This window comes from Streptomyces sp. NPDC043746 (genome assembly GCF_056436485.1).
This window is the reverse complement of sequence record NZ_JBWKCM010000005.1, coordinates 319,962-336,652: the sequence shown is the minus strand read 5'-3', so window position 1 is coordinate 336,652 and position 16,691 is coordinate 319,962. Positions and strand designations below refer to the sequence as shown.

Annotated in this window: 13 protein-coding genes; 7 read left to right on the top strand and 6 right to left on the bottom strand. The window is 73.6% G+C overall.

All coding sequences use genetic code 11. From position 1 onward, the window contains the following. The first annotated feature begins 2 nt into the window (after positions 1-2). From AC0682_RS08615 to AC0682_RS08590, 6 genes are all read left to right on the top strand, one after another. Positions 3-1,073, top strand: coding sequence for a glutamate ABC transporter substrate-binding protein (locus AC0682_RS08615; RefSeq protein WP_478531735.1), 1,071 nt, complete (start codon positions 3-5; stop codon positions 1,071-1,073). A 122-nt stretch (positions 1,074-1,195) separates the two neighbouring features. Continuing rightward, a complete protein-coding gene (locus AC0682_RS08610; protein WP_478531734.1) occupies positions 1,196-2,560 on the top strand; it encodes a coiled-coil domain-containing protein in 1,365 nt (454 codons plus the stop codon). Next, a complete protein-coding gene (locus tag AC0682_RS08605) occupies positions 2,557-5,592 on the top strand; it encodes a serine/threonine-protein kinase (protein WP_478531732.1) in 3,036 nt (1,011 codons plus the stop codon). Before AC0682_RS08610 ends, AC0682_RS08605 begins: the two co-directional genes overlap by 4 nt. A gap of 2 nt (positions 5,593-5,594) precedes the next feature. After that, positions 5,595-7,016 carry a protein phosphatase 2C domain-containing protein gene (locus tag AC0682_RS08600; RefSeq protein ID WP_478531730.1) on the top strand — a complete coding sequence of 474 codons (1,422 nt, stop codon included), beginning with the start codon at positions 5,595-5,597 and terminating at the stop codon, positions 7,014-7,016. Between the two features lie 24 nt (positions 7,017-7,040). After that, the gene (locus tag AC0682_RS08595; RefSeq protein ID WP_478531729.1) at positions 7,041-8,384 is read left to right on the top strand and encodes a vWA domain-containing protein; all 1,344 of its coding nucleotides are present in this window, start codon (positions 7,041-7,043) and stop codon (positions 8,382-8,384) included. A 93-nt stretch (positions 8,385-8,477) separates the two neighbouring features. After that, the gene (locus tag AC0682_RS08590; RefSeq protein ID WP_478531728.1) at positions 8,478-9,860 is read left to right on the top strand and encodes an FHA domain-containing protein; all 1,383 of its coding nucleotides are present in this window, start codon (positions 8,478-8,480) and stop codon (positions 9,858-9,860) included. Here the strand turns inward: AC0682_RS08590 and AC0682_RS08585 are convergent. Next, positions 9,857-10,861 (bottom strand): methyltransferase domain-containing protein, encoded by a 1,005-nt coding sequence (locus AC0682_RS08585; protein WP_478531726.1) that lies wholly within the window; start codon positions 10,859-10,861, stop codon positions 9,857-9,859. The genes AC0682_RS08590 and AC0682_RS08585 overlap by 4 nt on opposite strands. Before the next feature lie 115 nt (positions 10,862-10,976). Between AC0682_RS08585 and AC0682_RS08580 the strand changes: the two genes are divergently transcribed. Continuing rightward, the gene (locus tag AC0682_RS08580) at positions 10,977-11,381 is read left to right on the top strand and encodes a globin (protein WP_478531725.1); all 405 of its coding nucleotides are present in this window, start codon (positions 10,977-10,979) and stop codon (positions 11,379-11,381) included. Between the two features lie 75 nt (positions 11,382-11,456). Here AC0682_RS08580 and AC0682_RS08575 read toward each other — a convergent pair whose 3' ends face one another. The 5 genes from AC0682_RS08575 to AC0682_RS08555 form a co-directional block, all read right to left on the bottom strand. Next, positions 11,457-12,182 (bottom strand): DUF8010 domain-containing protein, encoded by a 726-nt coding sequence (locus AC0682_RS08575; RefSeq protein WP_478531723.1) that lies wholly within the window; start codon positions 12,180-12,182, stop codon positions 11,457-11,459. Next, positions 12,179-12,601, bottom strand: a complete 423-nt coding sequence (locus AC0682_RS08570) for an acyl-CoA thioesterase (RefSeq protein ID WP_026237383.1) — start codon at positions 12,599-12,601, stop codon at positions 12,179-12,181. The genes AC0682_RS08575 and AC0682_RS08570 overlap by 4 nt, the downstream gene beginning before the upstream one ends. A gap of 5 nt (positions 12,602-12,606) precedes the next feature. Continuing rightward, a complete protein-coding gene (gene ettA, locus AC0682_RS08565; RefSeq protein WP_079167604.1) occupies positions 12,607-14,271 on the bottom strand; it encodes an energy-dependent translational throttle protein EttA in 1,665 nt (554 codons plus the stop codon). 173 nt (positions 14,272-14,444) lie between these two features. Next, complete coding sequence (locus AC0682_RS08560; protein ID WP_478531721.1) at positions 14,445-15,983, bottom strand: Cys-Gln thioester bond-forming surface protein; 1,539 nt, start codon at positions 15,981-15,983, stop codon at positions 14,445-14,447. A gap of 189 nt (positions 15,984-16,172) precedes the next feature. Further along, positions 16,173-16,658 carry a single-stranded DNA-binding protein gene (locus AC0682_RS08555; RefSeq protein ID WP_478531719.1) on the bottom strand — a complete coding sequence of 162 codons (486 nt, stop codon included), beginning with the start codon at positions 16,656-16,658 and terminating at the stop codon, positions 16,173-16,175. Positions 16,659-16,691: the final 33 nt, after the last annotated feature.

Genomic DNA, 16,691 nt, shown 5'->3' with positions numbered 1-16,691 from the left:
CGATGACCAGGGCGAGGACATGGGCACGGCGCCGCACCCCGCGGGTCCGGCTGCGCGGCTGGGGCGGGGTGACGGCGATGGCGGTGGCGTGCGTGATCACCGCCGCGCTGACCCTGCTGCCGCTCTCCCGGCACGGCGGGCGGACCGCCGGGGCGGACACCCCGGGGACGACGGGCACGGCGGGGGCGACCGGCACGACGGCCACCCTGCCGGTGCGGGCCGAGGCCTGCACCGAGCCGGAGGCGAGCCTGCCGCCCTCGTCGGCCGACGGGCCGGGCATCGCGAAGATCAAGGCGCGCGGCAAGCTGGTCGCGGGCGTCGACCAGAACAGCTACCGCTGGGGTTACCGCAACCCCTACAGCGGTGAGCTGGAAGGGTTCGACATCGACCTCGTGCGGGCGCTCGCCAAGGACATCCTGGGCGACCCGAACGCGGTGGTCTTCCGGGCCATCCCCACGAACCAGCGCATAGCCGCCCTGGAGCGCGACCGGGTCGACGTCATCGTGCGGACGATGACCATCAACTGCAAGCGGCTGGAGCAGGTCTCCTTCTCCACCGCCTACTTCGAGACCGGTCAGCAGATCCTGGCCCCCAAGGACTCCCCCATCACGGGGTACGACGGGTCGCTGAAGGGGATGCGGGTCTGCTCCGGCGAGGGCACCACGGCGTACGAGGCGCTGGAGAAGAAGTCGTACGGGGCGGTCTTCAAGGACGAGTTCGACGGCACCGAGAAGGACCCGGACCGGCTGACCGTCCCCAACCAGCTGGACTGCCTGGTCCGGCTCCAGCTCGGTGAGGTCGACGCCGTCCTCACGGACAACGCCCTGGGCGCGGGGCAGGCCGCCCAGGACCCGGCGGTGGCCCTCAAGGGTGCGGGGCCGTTCACCACCGAGTACTACGGCGTGGCGGCGAAGAAGGGCGCCGACGACCTGGTGGCCCGGGTCAACAAGGTCCTCGTCGACTACCGGGCGGGCGGCGAGGACAGCGCCTGGATGGTGTCGTACCGCAAGTGGCTGGCCGCCGGACTGCCCGGCATCACGGCGCCGCCCGCCCCGAAGTACCGCGGCGGGTGACCCCGGGGCGCCGGGGCGCGTACGGACCCGAGGCGGTGCGTGGCGCAGTGGCCACGTCCGCAACCGCAGCAACCGACCCCGTCCGGCCCACCGGCCCGGCGGCGAGAGCGGAGAGGTGATCGATGAGCGTCGCGGGATCCTTCCCCGGCTTCGCGGGGAGGCCCCCCGGCCCGGCGATGGACCGGGAGGAGGCGGACCGTGCGCTGGCCCGGCTCGGCGCGGAGCACGAGGCCATCGAGACCTCCCTCCTCGCCCTGCAGGACCACGCCGGACGCCGGCTCCTGGAGGGGGCCGAGCTGACCGGTGTCACCCGGGAGCGCTGGGCCACGACCGAGCGGTCGATCACCCTGCTGTGGGGGTACTTCGACGCCTACGCGGGCGCGTTGGAGGAGGCCAGGGACATCCGGGCCCGCCGCCGCCACCCCAACCGGGAGGACCTGGCCGCACTCACGGAGCTGCTGCGCGGCGAGGCCGTCACGGTCGCCAACTCCGACGCGGTGGTGCCCCCTTCGGCCACCGGACCGGCCCTGCTCTCGGAGCGGTTCTCGCTCCAGGAGCTGGTCGCCCGGATGAACGAGCTGTACGCCAGGTCGCTGGACATGGTCGTCGCATCGGACTCCGTCTGGTCCGCGCTGCCCGCCCGGATCGACCTGCTCGCCGCCGAGCTGCACCGCACCCGTTCGCTGGCCCACTCGGTCGGGGTGCGCCCCGGTGAGCACCCCGCCGGGGACGACCTGGAGGAGATCACCGAGGAGCTGTCCAGCCTGAGGGTGCAGGTGATCTCCGACCCGCTGGCGTTCTGGCTGCCCGGCCCCGGCAGCGCCGCGCCCGGCGGTGGCCGCCCGGACACCTCCCGCTACGACCGGGCCGCCCGCGCCCTGGAGGACGTGCGGCGGGAGATCGAGGCGGTGCTCGCGGTGCGGCAGGACGCCGAGGCGCGGCTGATGCGGCTGCGGGACGTGCTCTCGCGGGCCGACCGCACGCTGGCCGAGGCACGGGCGGCGCGCGGCGAGGTGCTGGCCAAGATCGCCGCCTCCGAGGTGCCCGCCGTCAGCGGACCGCCGACGGCGCTCCAGGAGCGGCTGGCCGCCGCCGCCGAGTACCGCAGGCGCGCCCAGTGGCACCGGCTCTCCCCGCTCCTGGAGGCGCTGGAGCAGGAGGCGGAGGACGAGTTGCTGCGCGCCCGCGAGTCGCTGACCTCGGTGACGGCCCCGCTGGCGATCCGTGCGGAGCTGCGCGGCCGGCTGGACGCGTACAGGGCGAAGGTGGCCCGGCACGGTCTGGCCGAGGACCCGCTGCTGATCGAGCGGTACGACGCGGCGCGCCGGATGCTGTGGAGCGCGCCGTGCGATCTGCGGGTGGCCGAGCAGAGCGTGCTGCGCTACCAGCGGGCGGCGGCCGAACTGCTGACGCCGGGGCCGCCCGAGGGACCGGCGGGGTCCGGGGAGCCCGAGGACCGGCGGGGCGACCGGAGGGAGACACGATGAGTACGCCGTGCCAGCGCCCGGAGTGCGAGGGCGCCTACGAGGACATGGGCGGCGGCGAGCTGTACTGCGGCACCTGCGGCCTGGCGCCGGTCGTCTCGCCCACGGGCCTGGTCTCCTCGCCGCCCACCGGGATCGCGGGCGGGGGCAGGGCGGCGGGCCGGGACAGTTCCTCGCAGCGCTCGTCCTCCCGGGCCTCCGCGCGCTCCTCGTCCCGTTCGTCGTCCTCGCGGCGCTCGGTGTCGGGGCGGCTGTCGCGCTCGCTCTCCGGCTCCGCCGCCTCCCGTTCGGTCTCGGTGCGCTCCTCGGGCTCGTCGGCCGCCTCCTCCGCCCGGGGCCGACTCGGCGTGGGGCTGGTGGAGGTCCCGGGCGTGCCCCGGCCCGATCCGCGGACGGCGGTGATGGAGCACCCGGAGGTGCCCGAGCGCAAGCGGTTCTGCTCCCGCTCGGACTGCGGGGCCCCGGTGGGCCGTTCGCGGGATGAGCGGCCGGGCCGGACGGAGGGGTTCTGCACCAAGTGCGGCCACCCGTACTCCTTCGTGCCGAAGCTGACCGGCGGCGACATCGTGCACGGCCAGTACGAGGTGGTGGGCTGTCTGGCGCACGGCGGGCTCGGCTGGGTCTACCTCGCGGTGGACCGGGCCGTCTCGGACCGCTGGGTGGTCCTCAAGGGGCTGCTGGACACCGGCGACCAGGACGCGATGGCGGCGGCCATCTCCGAGCGCCGCTTCCTCGCCGAGATCGAGCACGCCAACATCGTCCGCATCTACAACTTCGTCGAGCACCTGGACCAGCGGACCGGTTCCCTCGACGGATACATCGTGATGGAGTACGTCGGCGGCAAGGCGCTCAAGGAGATCGCCAACCAGCGCCGCACCCCGTCCGGGAAACGCGACCCGCTCCCGGTCGAGCAGGCCTGCGCGTACGGCATCGAGGCGTTGGAGGCGCTCGGCCATCTGCACAGCCGGAACCTGCTCTACTGCGACTTCAAGGTCGACAACGCGATCCAGACCGAGGACCAGCTCAAGCTGATCGACATGGGCGCGGTCCGCCGGATGGACGACGACGAGTCCGCCATCTACGGCACCGTCGGCTACCAGGCCCCCGAGATCGCGGAGGTCGGCCCGTCCGTCGCCTCCGACCTGTACACGGTGGCGCGGACGCTGGCGGTCCTCACCTTCGACTTCCAGGGGTACACGAACGTCTTCGCGGACTCCCTCCCGGACCCGGACACCGTCGAGGTGTTCCGCACCTACGAGTCCTTCTACCGGCTGCTGGTCCGGGCCACCGACCCGGACCCGGGCCGGCGGTTCGCCTCCGCATCGGAGATGGCCGAGCAGCTGACGGGGGTGCTGCGCGAGGTCGTGGCACTCCAGAGCGGGATGCCGAGACCGGCGCTGTCGGCACTGTTCGGCGCGGAACTACGGGTGGTCGACACGGAGTTGTTCGCCGAGCAGGTGGACGACGTCTCCCGGCTGGGCGCCCGCTCGGCGGCCTCGGGGCGCGGCGGATTCTTCGGCCGGCGCGGGGGCGGTACGGGAGGCGGTGCGGCGGGCACGGGACCGCTGCCGGGTATCCCGGCGCAGGGCGGGGGCGTACCCCGTCCGGGTGGTCCGACGCCGGGGCAGCGCGGTTCGGCGCCGGGTGGCCCGGTGGCTCCGGGGGCCGTGACGTCGGCGGTGGCGGGTGCGCTGCCGGTGGGCGGGCAGCCGTCCGGTCCGGGGGCGGGCGGGTGGCCCGGCGGCCCGGGGGCGGCACCGCTGACAGCGGCGGCGACGCATGTTCGGGGCGGGGGGCAGGGTTCAGGCCCGCGAGGCGGCTCGGACGCGGGCCCGCGCGGAGGCCCGTCCCCGGGAGCACGGGGTGGAGGAGTCCAGGAAGGTTCACACGGCGGCCCGCGATCCGGAGGCGTACGAGAAGGGCCGTACGACGGCGGCTCGCGGGGCGGTGGTCCGGCGACGGCCCACGCGGACCCCGGGCCCCCTCTCGTACCGTCGGCGCCCCGGGAGACCGGCCCCGCCGCCGCCCGGCCCGGATGCGCCACCCCGTACGGCCCGTTCGGTGCGGTGGCCGGGGGTGTCCGGCTCGCCCCGTTCGACGCGCCCGCGTCCGCCCTGGCGCTCCCCGTCCCCCGGGTCGACGCGAACGACCCGAACGCGGGATTCCTCGCCGGGCTGACGGCCTCCGCGCCCGCCGAGCTGATCGCGGCCCTCCGAGCGGTGCCCTCGGCCTCCCTGGAGACCCGGCTGCGGGAGCTGCGGGCCCGGCTGGAGCTGCGTGAACCGGACGCCGCCGCTGCCGCGTTGACCGCCCTGGAGACCCGGCACCCGGACGACTGGCGGGTCGTGTGGTACCGGGGCGTCGCCTCGCTGGTGAACGGTGACCACGAGGTCGCGGCGCTCTCCTTCGACGCGGTGTACGACGCGTTCCCCGGGGAGCCCGCGCCCAAGCTGGCGCTGGGGATCTGCGCGGAGGTGCTGGGCCAGCTGGACAACGCCGCCGAGTACTACCACCTGGTGTGGACGACCGACCCGGGCTTCGTGAGCGCCGCGTTCGGGCTGGCCCGGGTGCAGATCGCGGCCGGGGACCGGGTGGGGGCGGCGCGGACCCTGGAGTCGGTGCCGGAGGCGTCGATCCACTACACGGCGGCCCGGGTCGCCGCCGTACGGGCCCGGCTGCGCGAGCGGGACCCGGCCGAGCCGCTGTCGGCCGACCTGACGGCGGCCGGTGCGCAGGTGGCGGCGCTGAGCGATGCCGGTCTGGACCCGGTGCGTCGCGAGCAGTTGACTACGGAGGTACTGGGCAAGGCCCTGGACTGGGTACTCTCCGGTAGTCCCGGCGCCCCGCCGCCGGGCGGATCGGCGGCCGGGCCCCCGGGCACCCGGAGGCTGCTCGGCGCCGAACTGGACGAGCGGGGAGTGCGGTTGGGCCTGGAGCGCTCGTACCGCATGCTCGCCCGGCTCGCGCAGCGGGGCGAGGAGAGGATCGAACTGGTGGAGCGGGCCAACCGTTTCCGCCCCCGGACGTGGGTGTGAAGATGTCAGAGAGCCACCAGCAGCCCGCCCTGGCGAGATGCCCCGGCTGCGAGGAACCACCGGCGTCCGGCGACCTGTTCTGCGGCGCGTGCGGCTACGACCTCTCGGCCGTGCCGACCCGCCCCGACACCCGGCCGACGCAGCCCATCGGCGTGCCGCCGGGTGCGTCGGCGGTGGCCATGGAGCGACTGGCCGCGGCGGAGGGGGACAGCTCCGACAGGCCCGCCCCCACACACCGGGCGACGGACCTGCCGGGCACGGACCCGGACGGCAGTCGGCTGCCGACGGCACCCGCCGCGCCGCAGTACCCGCAGGCGGGACCGCCGAGCCCGGCACCCGCCACCGCCCCCGACACCTCCGTCGCCGCCGGCACGCCCGGGACCCTCGACGCCCCCGAACCCCCCGGCACCTCCGGCGACTTCACGCTGGCCGCCCCCGACCCCCGTACGGCGGAACCCGCCCCGCCGCCCGCCGCCGGAGCGAAGGTCTGTGTGGCCTGCCGGTCCGGCCGGGTCGACCCCGACGGGTACTGCGAGAACTGCGGGCACGCCCAGCCCCGCGAGCGGGACCACGTGGAGCGGGAGCTGGGCTCGGTGGCCGCCGTCAGCGACCGGGGCCTGCGACACCACCGCAACGAGGACTCCTTCGCGGTCTCCTCCACCGCGCTGCCGGACGGTTCGCCCGCCGTCGTCGCGATCGTCTGCGACGGTGTCTCCTCCGCGAGTCGGCCCGACGAGGCGTCGGCCGCCGCCGCGAGCGCCGCCAACGAGGCACTGCTGGAGTCCCTGCCACGCGGCACGCACCCGCAGCAGGCGATGCACGAGGCGATCGTCGCCGCGGCCGAGGCCGTCAACGCCCTGGCCCAGGACCCGTCCGAGGCGGCGGAGCACGAGGCCCACCGTCGGCAGAACGCCCCCGCCTGCACCCTGGTCGGCGCGATCATGGCGGGCGGGCTCCTGGTCGTCGGCTGGGTCGGGGACAGCCGGGTCTACTGGGTGCCGGACGACCGGAGCGGCCCGCCCGCCCGGCTCACCGAGGACGACTCCTGGGCGGCGCAGATGGTGGCGGCGGGGCTGATGAACGAGACGGAGGCGTACGCGGACGAGCGCGCCCACGCCATCACCGGCTGGCTCGGCGCCGACTCCTACGAACTGGAGCCGCACACCGCCGCGTTCAAGCCGGACCGCCCGGGCCTGGTCGTGGTCTGTACGGACGGCCTGTGGAACTACGCGGAATCCGCCGAGGAGATGGCCGCGGCCGTGCCTCCGGAGGCCCACCGAAGCCCGCTGCGGGGCGCCCAGGTGCTCGTCGGACACGCGCTGGACGGTGGGGGCCACGACAACGTGACAGTGGCGCTGCTGCCGTTCGCCGTGGAGCCGCAGGGGGCAGGATCGAGTCCGGGATCGGCCGCCGGCACCGGGTGAGCCACTAGGAGGGGGACAGACCAGATGGCCAATTTCTCCAAGTCGAACGTGCCGCGGTTCTCCGTCGAGGTGTACCAGAACGAGTACCTGCCGGAGGGCGGCCGCGAGGTCAACGCCATCGTCACCGTCACCTCGACCGGGGGCGGCACGACCGGCGGCGTCCCGCTGGCGGGGACCGCGCCCTCAGCCGCGGCGGACGCGGCCGTGGTGCTCATGGTCGACTGCTCCGGTTCGATGGACTATCCGCCGACGAAGATGCGCAACGCGCGCGACGCGACGGCGGCGGCCGTCGACGCCCTGCGCGAGGGAACCCGGTTCGCGGTGGTCGCCGGTACGCATGTGGCGCAGGACGTCTACCCGGGCAACGGCCGGCTCGCGGTGGCCGACGCGGCCACGAAGGAGCAGGCCAAGGAGGCTCTGCGGAGGCTGAGCGCGGGTGGGGGGACGGCGATCGGCACCTGGCTGCGGCTGGCCGACCGGCTGCTGGACACGGCCGACGCCGACATCCGGCACGGCATCCTGCTGACCGACGGCCGCAACGAGCACGAGGCACCCGAGGGTCTGCGGGCCGCGCTGGACGCCTGCGCGGGCCGGTTCACCTGCGACGCCCGGGGCGTCGGCACCGACTGGGAGGTCAAAGAGGTCACCTCGATAGCCTCCGCGCTGCTCGGCACCGCCGACATCGTCGCGGACCCCTCGCACCTGGCCGCCGACTTCACGCGGATGATGGAGAACGCGATGGGCAAGGAGGTCGCGGACGTGGCGCTGCGGCTCTGGACGCCCGTGGGGGTGGAGATCCGGTTCGTGAAGCAGGTGGCGCCCACGGTCGAGGACCTGACCGGTCGGCGCACCGAGGCCGGCCCGCGCACCGGGGACTATCCGACCGGCTCCTGGGGCGACGAGTCCCGCGACTACCACATCTGCGTCCGGGTCCCGGAGGCCGGGATCGGCCAGGAGATGCTGGCGGCCCGGACCTCGTTGATCCTGCCCGACTCCACGGGCGCGGCGGCTTGGCAGGTGCTCTCCCAGGGGCTCGTACGGGCGGTGTGGACGGACGACACGGTGGCCTCGACCTCGATCAATCCGCAGGTCGCGCACTACACGGGGCAGGCGGAACTGGCGCAGGTCATCCAGCAGGGGCTGGATGCCCGCAAGTCCGGCGACTTCGACGGGGCGACGGCGAAGCTGGGCCGGGCGGTGCAGCTGGCATCGGTGTCCGGGAACGAGGAGACTGCGAAACTGCTTTCGAAGGTGGTCGACGTGGTCGATGCGGCGACCGGTACTGTGCGACTGAAGGCGAAGGTCGCGGAGGCGGACGAGATGACCCTCGAAACGCGCTCCACGAAGACGGTTCGCGTCAAGAAGTAGCACGTCAGCGGTACCACGTCTTCGCGAGTACAGCAGCCACGATCGACAGCATGACGGCCCCGGGGCCGGACGAGGAGAGGGGGAAGCGCCGACATGCCGACCTGCCCGAACGGACATCAGTCGGGTTCCGAGGACTGGTGCGAGGTCTGCGGACACCGCATGACCGGAACGGGCGCCCCCGCCGGCGCCGTACCCCCGCCGCCTCCGCCGCCGCCTCCCGCGCCCGGCTACGGCTACCCGCCCGCCGACAACGACGGCGGTCCGCCGACGATGCAGGCGGAGCTGTGCCCGCAGTGCCGTACGCCGCGCGAGGCGATGGCGCCGTTCTGCGAGGAGTGCCGCTGGAACTTCATCACCAGCACGGCGACCTCGTACACGCCGCTGGCCCCGCAGCACCGCACGCCCGGTGGCTCGGGCGCACCCGGCGGCCCGCCGTCCGGCCTCGACCTGCCGCCCGGCTTCCTGGCCCAGCAGGGCCCGCCGTCCGGAGGCCAGGGGGGCCAGGGAGGTCCCGGCCGTGTCCCGCAGCAGCAGGACCCCTTCGAGTTCCAGGGCTCGCGGCCCTCGCAGATGAACCGCCCCGCCGAGCCGCTCGCCCCGGAGCAGCCCGGTCCGGGCGGCCAGGACGAGCGCGGCGGCTCCACCGGCCCCGGCACCCAGAGCGGTCCGGGCGGCCAGGGCGGCCCCCCGCCGCACGCGTTCCAGCAGGGTCCGCCGCCGCCCCCGCCGGTCTTCCAGCAGGGCCCGCCGCCCGGGCACCCGCGGCAGGCCGCTCCGGCGTTCGAGCCCCGGCAGTCGGCGCCTTCGCCCTTCGCGCCGCCCGAGCAGGCGCCCCAGCAGCAGCCGCAGCCCCAGCAGTCGCCGCAGCCTGCCCAGCAGCGGCCTCCACACGGGGGCGGTGACGACGACTGGGTCCTCTCGCCGCCTTCCCAGGCCCAGGCGCCTCAGCCCCCGCAGGGGTTCCAGCAGCAGGACCCGTACCGAAGCGGAAGCCCCGACCGGGACCAGGCCCCGTCCTACGGCGACGACGACTACGGCCAGGGGCAGGGTCAGCCGCAGCAGGCCGCGCCCACCACCTGGACCGCGGTCATCGCGCCGGACCGGGAGTACTTCCTGGCGATGATGCAGCGCAGCGGCCCCGAGGCGAGCGGGCTGAACCTGCCCGCGTACTCCCCCGAGCAGCGTCTGCCGCTCACGGGGAGCCAGGTCACCATCGGCCGCCGCCGCCACAGCACGGGCGAGTCCCCCGACATCGACCTGTCCGTGCCGCCGGAGGACCCGGGCGTCTCCCACCAGCACGCGGTGCTCGTGCAGCAGCCCGACGGCGGCTGGTCCGTGGTCGACCAGAAGTCCACGAACGGCACCACGCTCAACGGCGCCGAGGACCCGATCCAGCCGTACGTCCCCGTTCCCCTCCAGGACGGCGATCGGGTGCACGTCGGGGCCTGGACGACGATCACGATCCGCCGGGACTAGGAGCCCTCGTCCAGGGGCCAGGTGTACGGCCCCTCCGGATCGTCCAGCCAGGCCCACTGACGGCCGTCCGCGACCGTGACGCCGTACCGCTCCCGCTGCGGGCGCTCCTCGCGCTCCCAGAGGGAGAGGGCATCGTGCGGGTCGAGGCTGCCCGCCGTCAGGGTCAGCAGGAACCGGAAGAGCTCGTCCCCCATCGCGCGCCGCGGCACCCCGCCGGGGCGCGCGATGGGTTGAGGCGGCGGCGAGGCCCCGCGCAGGGGCACGAAGTACGCCGGGGTGTGCAGGAAGTGCCCCTCGGCGCGCGGACCGTGCGCCGTCGCGCGGACCTCCAGCAGCACGAGCCCGGTGGCGACCGGGGCCAGGATCAGCGCGCCCGGTGTGCACTGTTCCGGCCAGGCGGACGGTACGGAGGGCAGCGTGCAGGTCGCGATGATCCGGTCGTACGGGGCTCGCCGCGGGCAGCCCCGGGCCCCGTCGCCGGTGACGACCGTGGGGCGGTACCCGGCGGCGGCGAGGTGGGCGCGGGCCGACTCGGTGATCTCCGGGTCCAGATCGACGCTGGTCACCGCCGCGTCGCCGAGCCGGTGGGAGAGCAGCGCCGCGTTGTAGCCGGGGCCGGTGCCGATCTCCAGGACGGTATGCCCGTCCCGTAGCTCCAGCGCCTCCAGCATCAGGGCCATCAGCGAGGGCTGGCTGGAGGAGGAGATCAGCTCGCCGTCCCGCATCCGGGTGGCCAGCGCCTCGTCGCCGTACACACCACGCAGCCAGCGTCGGCGCCGTACGGGATCGGGGTCCTCGCCCCAGAGCCGCTCGTAGCCGCCGATGCCGTGCACGTAGTAGTACGGCACGAACAGATGGCGCTCCACCTCCTCGAAGGCGGCCCGCCAGGCGGGGTCGGTGAGCCCGCCCCGCGCGACGATGTCCCGTACGAGGGTGTGCCGCGCCTCATCGGCCTCGGGGTCGGAGCCGGTCCCGGCGGGAACTTCCCGGTGTGCGCCCATGACTCCACTGTCCTGCGGCGGGGCGGCGGAGGCGACCGCACGCCGGGCAGGAGGGGTCCCGGCCATTGGTCCTAGGACCCCTGACCTCGGCCGCCGCGTCTGCGACCATGGACGGGTGACAGAGATTCCGCGCGACACGCTTCAGGAGCAGACCTTTTACCAGCAGGTCGGCGGCGAGGAGACCTTCCGGCGCCTGGTCCACCGCTTCTACGAGGGGGTGGCGGGCGACGAGCTGCTGCGGCCGATGTACCCGGAGGAGGACCTGGGCCCGGCCGAGGAGCGCTTCGCCCTGTTCCTGATGCAGTACTGGGGCGGCCCGCGCACCTACAGCGACCACCGCGGCCATCCGAGGCTGCGGATGCGGCACGCCCCGTTCCGGGTGGACCGGGCGGCCCATGACGCCTGGCTGGCCCATATGCGGGTGGCGCTGGACGAGCTGAGCCTGGCGCCCGAGCACGAGAAGCAGCTGTGGGACTACCTGACGTACGCGGCGGCCTCGATGGTCAACACGGCGGACTGACGGCAACGGGCCGGAAGGAAGCTGACGAGCCGGGCTGATCGCCCGGCTCAGTTGTGCCCCACGGCCGGGATCCGCTCAGCTGTGCCCCACGGTCAGAGCCAGCGCACCCAGCCCGCCCACCGGATCGCGCCGCAGGGCGACCGAGCCGAACGGGGTCCGCAGCCGCAGCCAGCCGCCCGCGGCGAGGAGCGAGACGGGGAAGCCGGGGTCGGGGCGGAGGAAGCCGAGGGACTGGGCGGCGTGGACCGCCCGCAGCGGCAGCTCGGTGGCGCCGACCGGGCGGGACCAGATCTCCCGGCCGATGCGGTCGCGCTCGGCGCGGGTGCGCAGCTCCTGGGGCAGTGCCTCGTCCCGCGTACGGAATTCGGCGACGGCCTCGTCGAGGGCGGCGCGCAGGGCCTCGGGGCCGGGCAGCCCGGCCTGCTCCCGCCAGGGACCCCGGGGCGGCAGGACACCGGTCCAGGGCGGCCCGGTGACGGGAGCGGGCAGCGCACCGCCCCGCTCGCCGGCGTCCTTCCCGGAGGCGTCCCCCAGGTCCTCCCCGGAGACGTCGAGGGACTCCAGCAGTTCCCCGGCCGACACCGTGACGTCGAGCGTCTCGGGCCGGGCCAGGCGCGCCGCGCGGATGGCGAGGACCTCGAAGGAGGGCGGGCGGCCGAACACGGCCAGCGCGTCGCCGCCGCCCGCCTGCAACCGGACCGCGGCGGCCCGGTCGTAGTGGAGCAGCCGACCGAGGAAGGCGGCGAGATCCGCCGCCTCCCTCGGGTCGGCGAACAGCAGCGACTGCACAGGCACGGTCATGCCGCGGCGGGCTCCTCTGCCAGGTACTCCTGGAGGAAGAGCTTCTCCTCGGCGGAGATCCGCCGGGGCCGCTCCGCCGCCAGGTCGTACGGGACGACGACGGTCGAGGCCCGTACGTACACCTGCTCGGGGTCCTTGATCTCGTAGGCGATCGTCAGCGACGCGGCGCCTATCTTCGTGACCCACGACTCGACGGTGACCGGCTCGTGCCGGTGCACGAGCGGCCGTACGTAGTCGATCTCGTGCCGGGCCACGACGGACCCGCCCGAGAACGACGGCGAGCCGTCCCCCGGCGCCAGCCGGAACATGAAGTCGATGCGCGCCTCCTCCAGGTAGCGGAGGAAGACCACGTTGTTGACGTGGCCGAAGGCGTCCATGTCCGACCAGCGCAGGGGGCAGCGGTAGAGGTGACGAGCCAAGACCATCAGCCTCGCGTGAGCTTCTTGTACGTGGCGCGGTGCGGACGGGCCGCGTCCGGGCCGAGGCGCTCGATCTTGTTCTTCTCGTACGACTCGAAGTTGCCCTCGAACCAGTACCACTTGGAGTCACCCTCGTAGGCGAGGATGTGCGTGGCGACGCGGTCCAGGAACCAGCGGTCGTGGGAGATGACCACTGCGGCACCCGGGAACTCCAGGAGCGCGTTCTCCAGCGAGGACAGGGTCTCCACGTCGAGGTCGTTGGTGGGCTCGTCGAGGAGCAGCAGGTTGCCGCCCTCCTTGAGCGTCAGCGCCAGGTTGAGGCGGTTGCGCTCACCACCGGAGAGGACACCGGCCGGCTTCTGCTGGTCCGGGCCCTTGAAACCGAACGCGGAGACGTACGCCCGCGAAGGCATCTCGACCTGGCCGACGTTGATGTAGTCCAGCTCGTCCGAGACGACGGCCCAGAGGGTCTTCTTCGGGTCGATGTTGGCGCGGGACTGGTCGACGTAGGAGATCTTGACGGTCTCACCGACGCGGATGGAGCCGCTGTCGGGCGTCTCCAGGCCCTGGATCATCTTGAACAGCGTGGTCTTGCCCGCGCCGTTGGGACCGATGACGCCGACGATGCCGTTACGGGGCAGCGTGAACGACAGGTCGTCGATGAGGACCTTGTCGCCGAAGGCCTTCGAGAGGTTCTCGACCTCGACGACGATGGAACCGAGGCGCGGGCCCGGCGGGATCTGGATCTCCTCGAAGTCCAGCTTCCGCATCTTGTCGGCCTCGGCCGCCATCTCCTCGTACCGGGCGAGACGGGCCTTGGACTTGGTCTGGCGCCCCTTGGCGTTCGACCGCACCCACTCCAGCTCCTCCTTGAGGCGCTTCTGCCGCTTCTCGTCCTTGCGGCCCTCGACCTTGAGGCGGGCGGCCTTCTTGTCGAGGTACGTGGAGTAGTTGCCCTCGTACGGAATCGCGCGGCCGCGGTCCAGTTCGAGGATCCACTCGGCGACGTTGTTGAGGAAGTACCGGTCGTGGGTGACGGCGACGACGGCACCCGCGTACTTCGAGAGGTGCTGCTCCAGCCAGTTCACCGACTCGGCGTCGAGGTGGTTGGTGGGCTCGTCGAGGAGGAGCAGGTCCGGGGCCTCGATGAGGAGCTTGCAGAGCGCCACGCGGCGCTTCTCGCCACCGGAGAGGTTGACGACGGGCCAGTCGCCGGGCGGGCAGCCCAGGGCGTCCATGGCCTGCTCCAGCTGGGCGTCCAGGTCCCACGCGTTGGCGTGGTCCAGGTCCTCCTGGAGCTTGCCCATCTCCTCCATCAGCGCGTCGGAGTAGTCGGTCGCCATCAGCTCGGCGACCTCGTTGAAGCGCTTGAGCTTGCCCATGATCTCGGCGGCGCCGTCCTGGACGTTCTCCAGCACGGTCTTGTTCTCGTCCAGCTCCGGCTCCTGCATGAGGATGCCGACGCTGAAGCCCGGGGACAGGAACGCGTCACCGTTGGACGGCTGCTCCAGGCCCGCCATGATCTTCAGCACCGTGGACTTGCCGGCGCCGTTGGGGCCCACGACACCGATCTTCGCACCGGGCAGGAAGTTCAAGGTGACGTCGTCAAGGATGACCTTGTCGCCGTGCGCCTTGCGCGTCTTGCGCATGGTGTAAATGAACTCAGCCAAGAGAAACCGTCCGGCAGCAATAGAGGTGTGGGCAGATACACCCATCTTGCCTGACGTCCGTCCCCGGACGGAAACCCGTTGGGGGACGGACGGGCTCCGGCCCCGGGGAGCGACGGGCTCCGGCCCCGGGAACCGACCGGCTCGGTCCCGGGGGCCAGCCCCGGGACCAGCCGTTACGCGCCGGTCCGTGCGGCCTCTTCCTTCCGGCGCAGGACGAAGAGGGTCCCGCCGCCGACGGCCATGAGGACGACGGCGAGGGCGGCGATCATCGGAGTGGTGCTGGAGCCGCCGGTGGCCGCGAGGTCACCCTCCAGGCCCGAGGTCGCACTGCCGGTGGAGGCGGGAAGGTGGTCGCGGGCGCTCTGCGTGCCGATCCCGCCGTCCTCGTCGCCCGGGAGGTCCTTCTCGGCCGCGATGACGCTGCCGCTGGTGGCGCAGTCCAGCACGCCGGTGAAGTTCCTCCGGAAGCCGCCGGGGCCGGTGATGGTGAAGTCGTACGCCTGGTCCTCGGCGACCGGGATCGTGACCGTCTCGGTGGCTCCGCCGGCCACCGTGTGCTCGGTGCCGCCCAGCTCGAAGGTGAAGGGCTCGTCGCCCCGGTTGACGGCGGTGATGTCCACGCCGCCGGCCACGCAGTTCTTGCGGGCGGTGAGCGCGGGGGCGGCGCCCGTCTCGGACCAGGTGGCGGTGGCCCGCGCGGAGACCGTGGACCCGCTGGAGCCGGCCAGGATCTGGGTCTGGGTGCGGGTGGTCCCGGCGAAGGCCCGGCCGACCGGGACGGAGGTGGTGGTCTGGACGGTCAGTGAGGCGGAGCCGTCGGCGGAACCCTCCGGCACGTCGAAGTAGAGGCGGGCACCGTCGACGGCGGAGGTGACGGGCGTGCCCTCGTCGTCGGTCACCGCGATACCGCTCGCCGCCGCGTCCACCGGAGGCGACACGGAGACCTGGCCCGCGCCCGTACGCACGGTCACCGGGCCCAGCCGCTCGCCCGCCCGGCCGGACACCGCCGCGGGCTCCAGCGTCAGGGAGGCTCGGGGTTCGGCGACGTTGCGCGCGCTCTTGTGCAGCCAGTCGGCGAGCTTCTCGGCGTGCTTGTCCGACGCGGTGACGTCGGCACCGTCCGAGTACCGCCAGATGGCGACCTGGGTGCCGGCGGCGGCGGTCCGCTCGGTGAGCGGTCCGGTGCCCGCCGCCTGGGCCAGCGCGGCGAGGTCGTCGACCTGGGGGTAGGAGTGCTGGAGGATCCACCGGATCTTCCCGGCGTTCCGGTTGGCGCCGAGCGAGGTCTCGGCCCACGGGGTCTCCAGGTACTTCGCCTGGTCCTGGGCGGGATGGTGGAGGTCGACGCAGTACGTCTTGAGCCTGCCTCCGCCGTCCACGGTCATCTCGAAGAGCCCGGCGGGCAGCTCCTGCGTGCGGGCGGGCGCACCGTTCTCACCCGGCATCCGGAGCACGGCGTTGTCGAAGGTCTTCAGCCCGTCGAGCACCGCCGCCGCGCCGCCCTGGTGCCGCCCCGGGTCGGCGGCCGCCGCGCCCGCCCCCGCCAGGGTGGCCGCCGCCGTGACCAGACCGGAGAGCAGCAGCACGGCCACCGGGCGGAGGAGGCCCCGTCCGCGCCCGGAGGTCCCCCCGGTCCGCGCCCCTCTGCCGCGGGCGGCGTGCCCCGCCTGCGCGTCGGACGGCGAAGCGGACACTGAAGGCGCAGAAAACACAGAATTCCCCTCCGGGCGAGGCCCTCGCGCGTGGTGCGCGTGTGGGGAATGCCTCGCCAGCAGACTCAAGTGACCCATGAGCTCTGGGAATCCTAAGGAACGGGCGAACCGCAGTCCCCCGTCCCGCCTCCGCCCAACCATTCCGAATCGGAATCGTTATGGCCCTGTCGCCCACCCCCACCAGCTTTTTCAGGACACAGCGGCCCTTTCGGCAACGCGTTCGGAGACGCCTGGCGACAGGGCCGGTGACGCGCCGGAACCATCTCCTGACGCTCCGTCGGATTTACTGCGCGAGGCCGGGGCCGGAGGCGGCCCGGTCCTGACGACCCTGCGGAAGGCGGCAGTCCCCCGGCTCAGGTCATGGCCGACCGCGACCGCCTCCACATCCACGAACGTCCTTCGTCCGCCGTCCTGTTCCTCCTCGCGGACCTTCAGCCTGCCGTGCACCACGAGGGGTTCCCCGATCGCCACCGACGCGGCCAGATGCGTGGCGAGCGTCCGCCACGCCCAGACCGTGTAGAAGCTGGTGGGCCCGTCCGTCCAGAGCTGGGTCTCGCGGTCCCGGCGCCGCGGGGTCACGGCGAGGCGAAATCGCGCCATTCCCCCGGCCGCCGTCTCGCGGAACTCCACCGCAGTGGCGGCGTTCCCCACCAGTGTCACCATCGTCCCGTTCATTTCCGCCCCCGCATTCCGTCTCCTGTGTTCCGG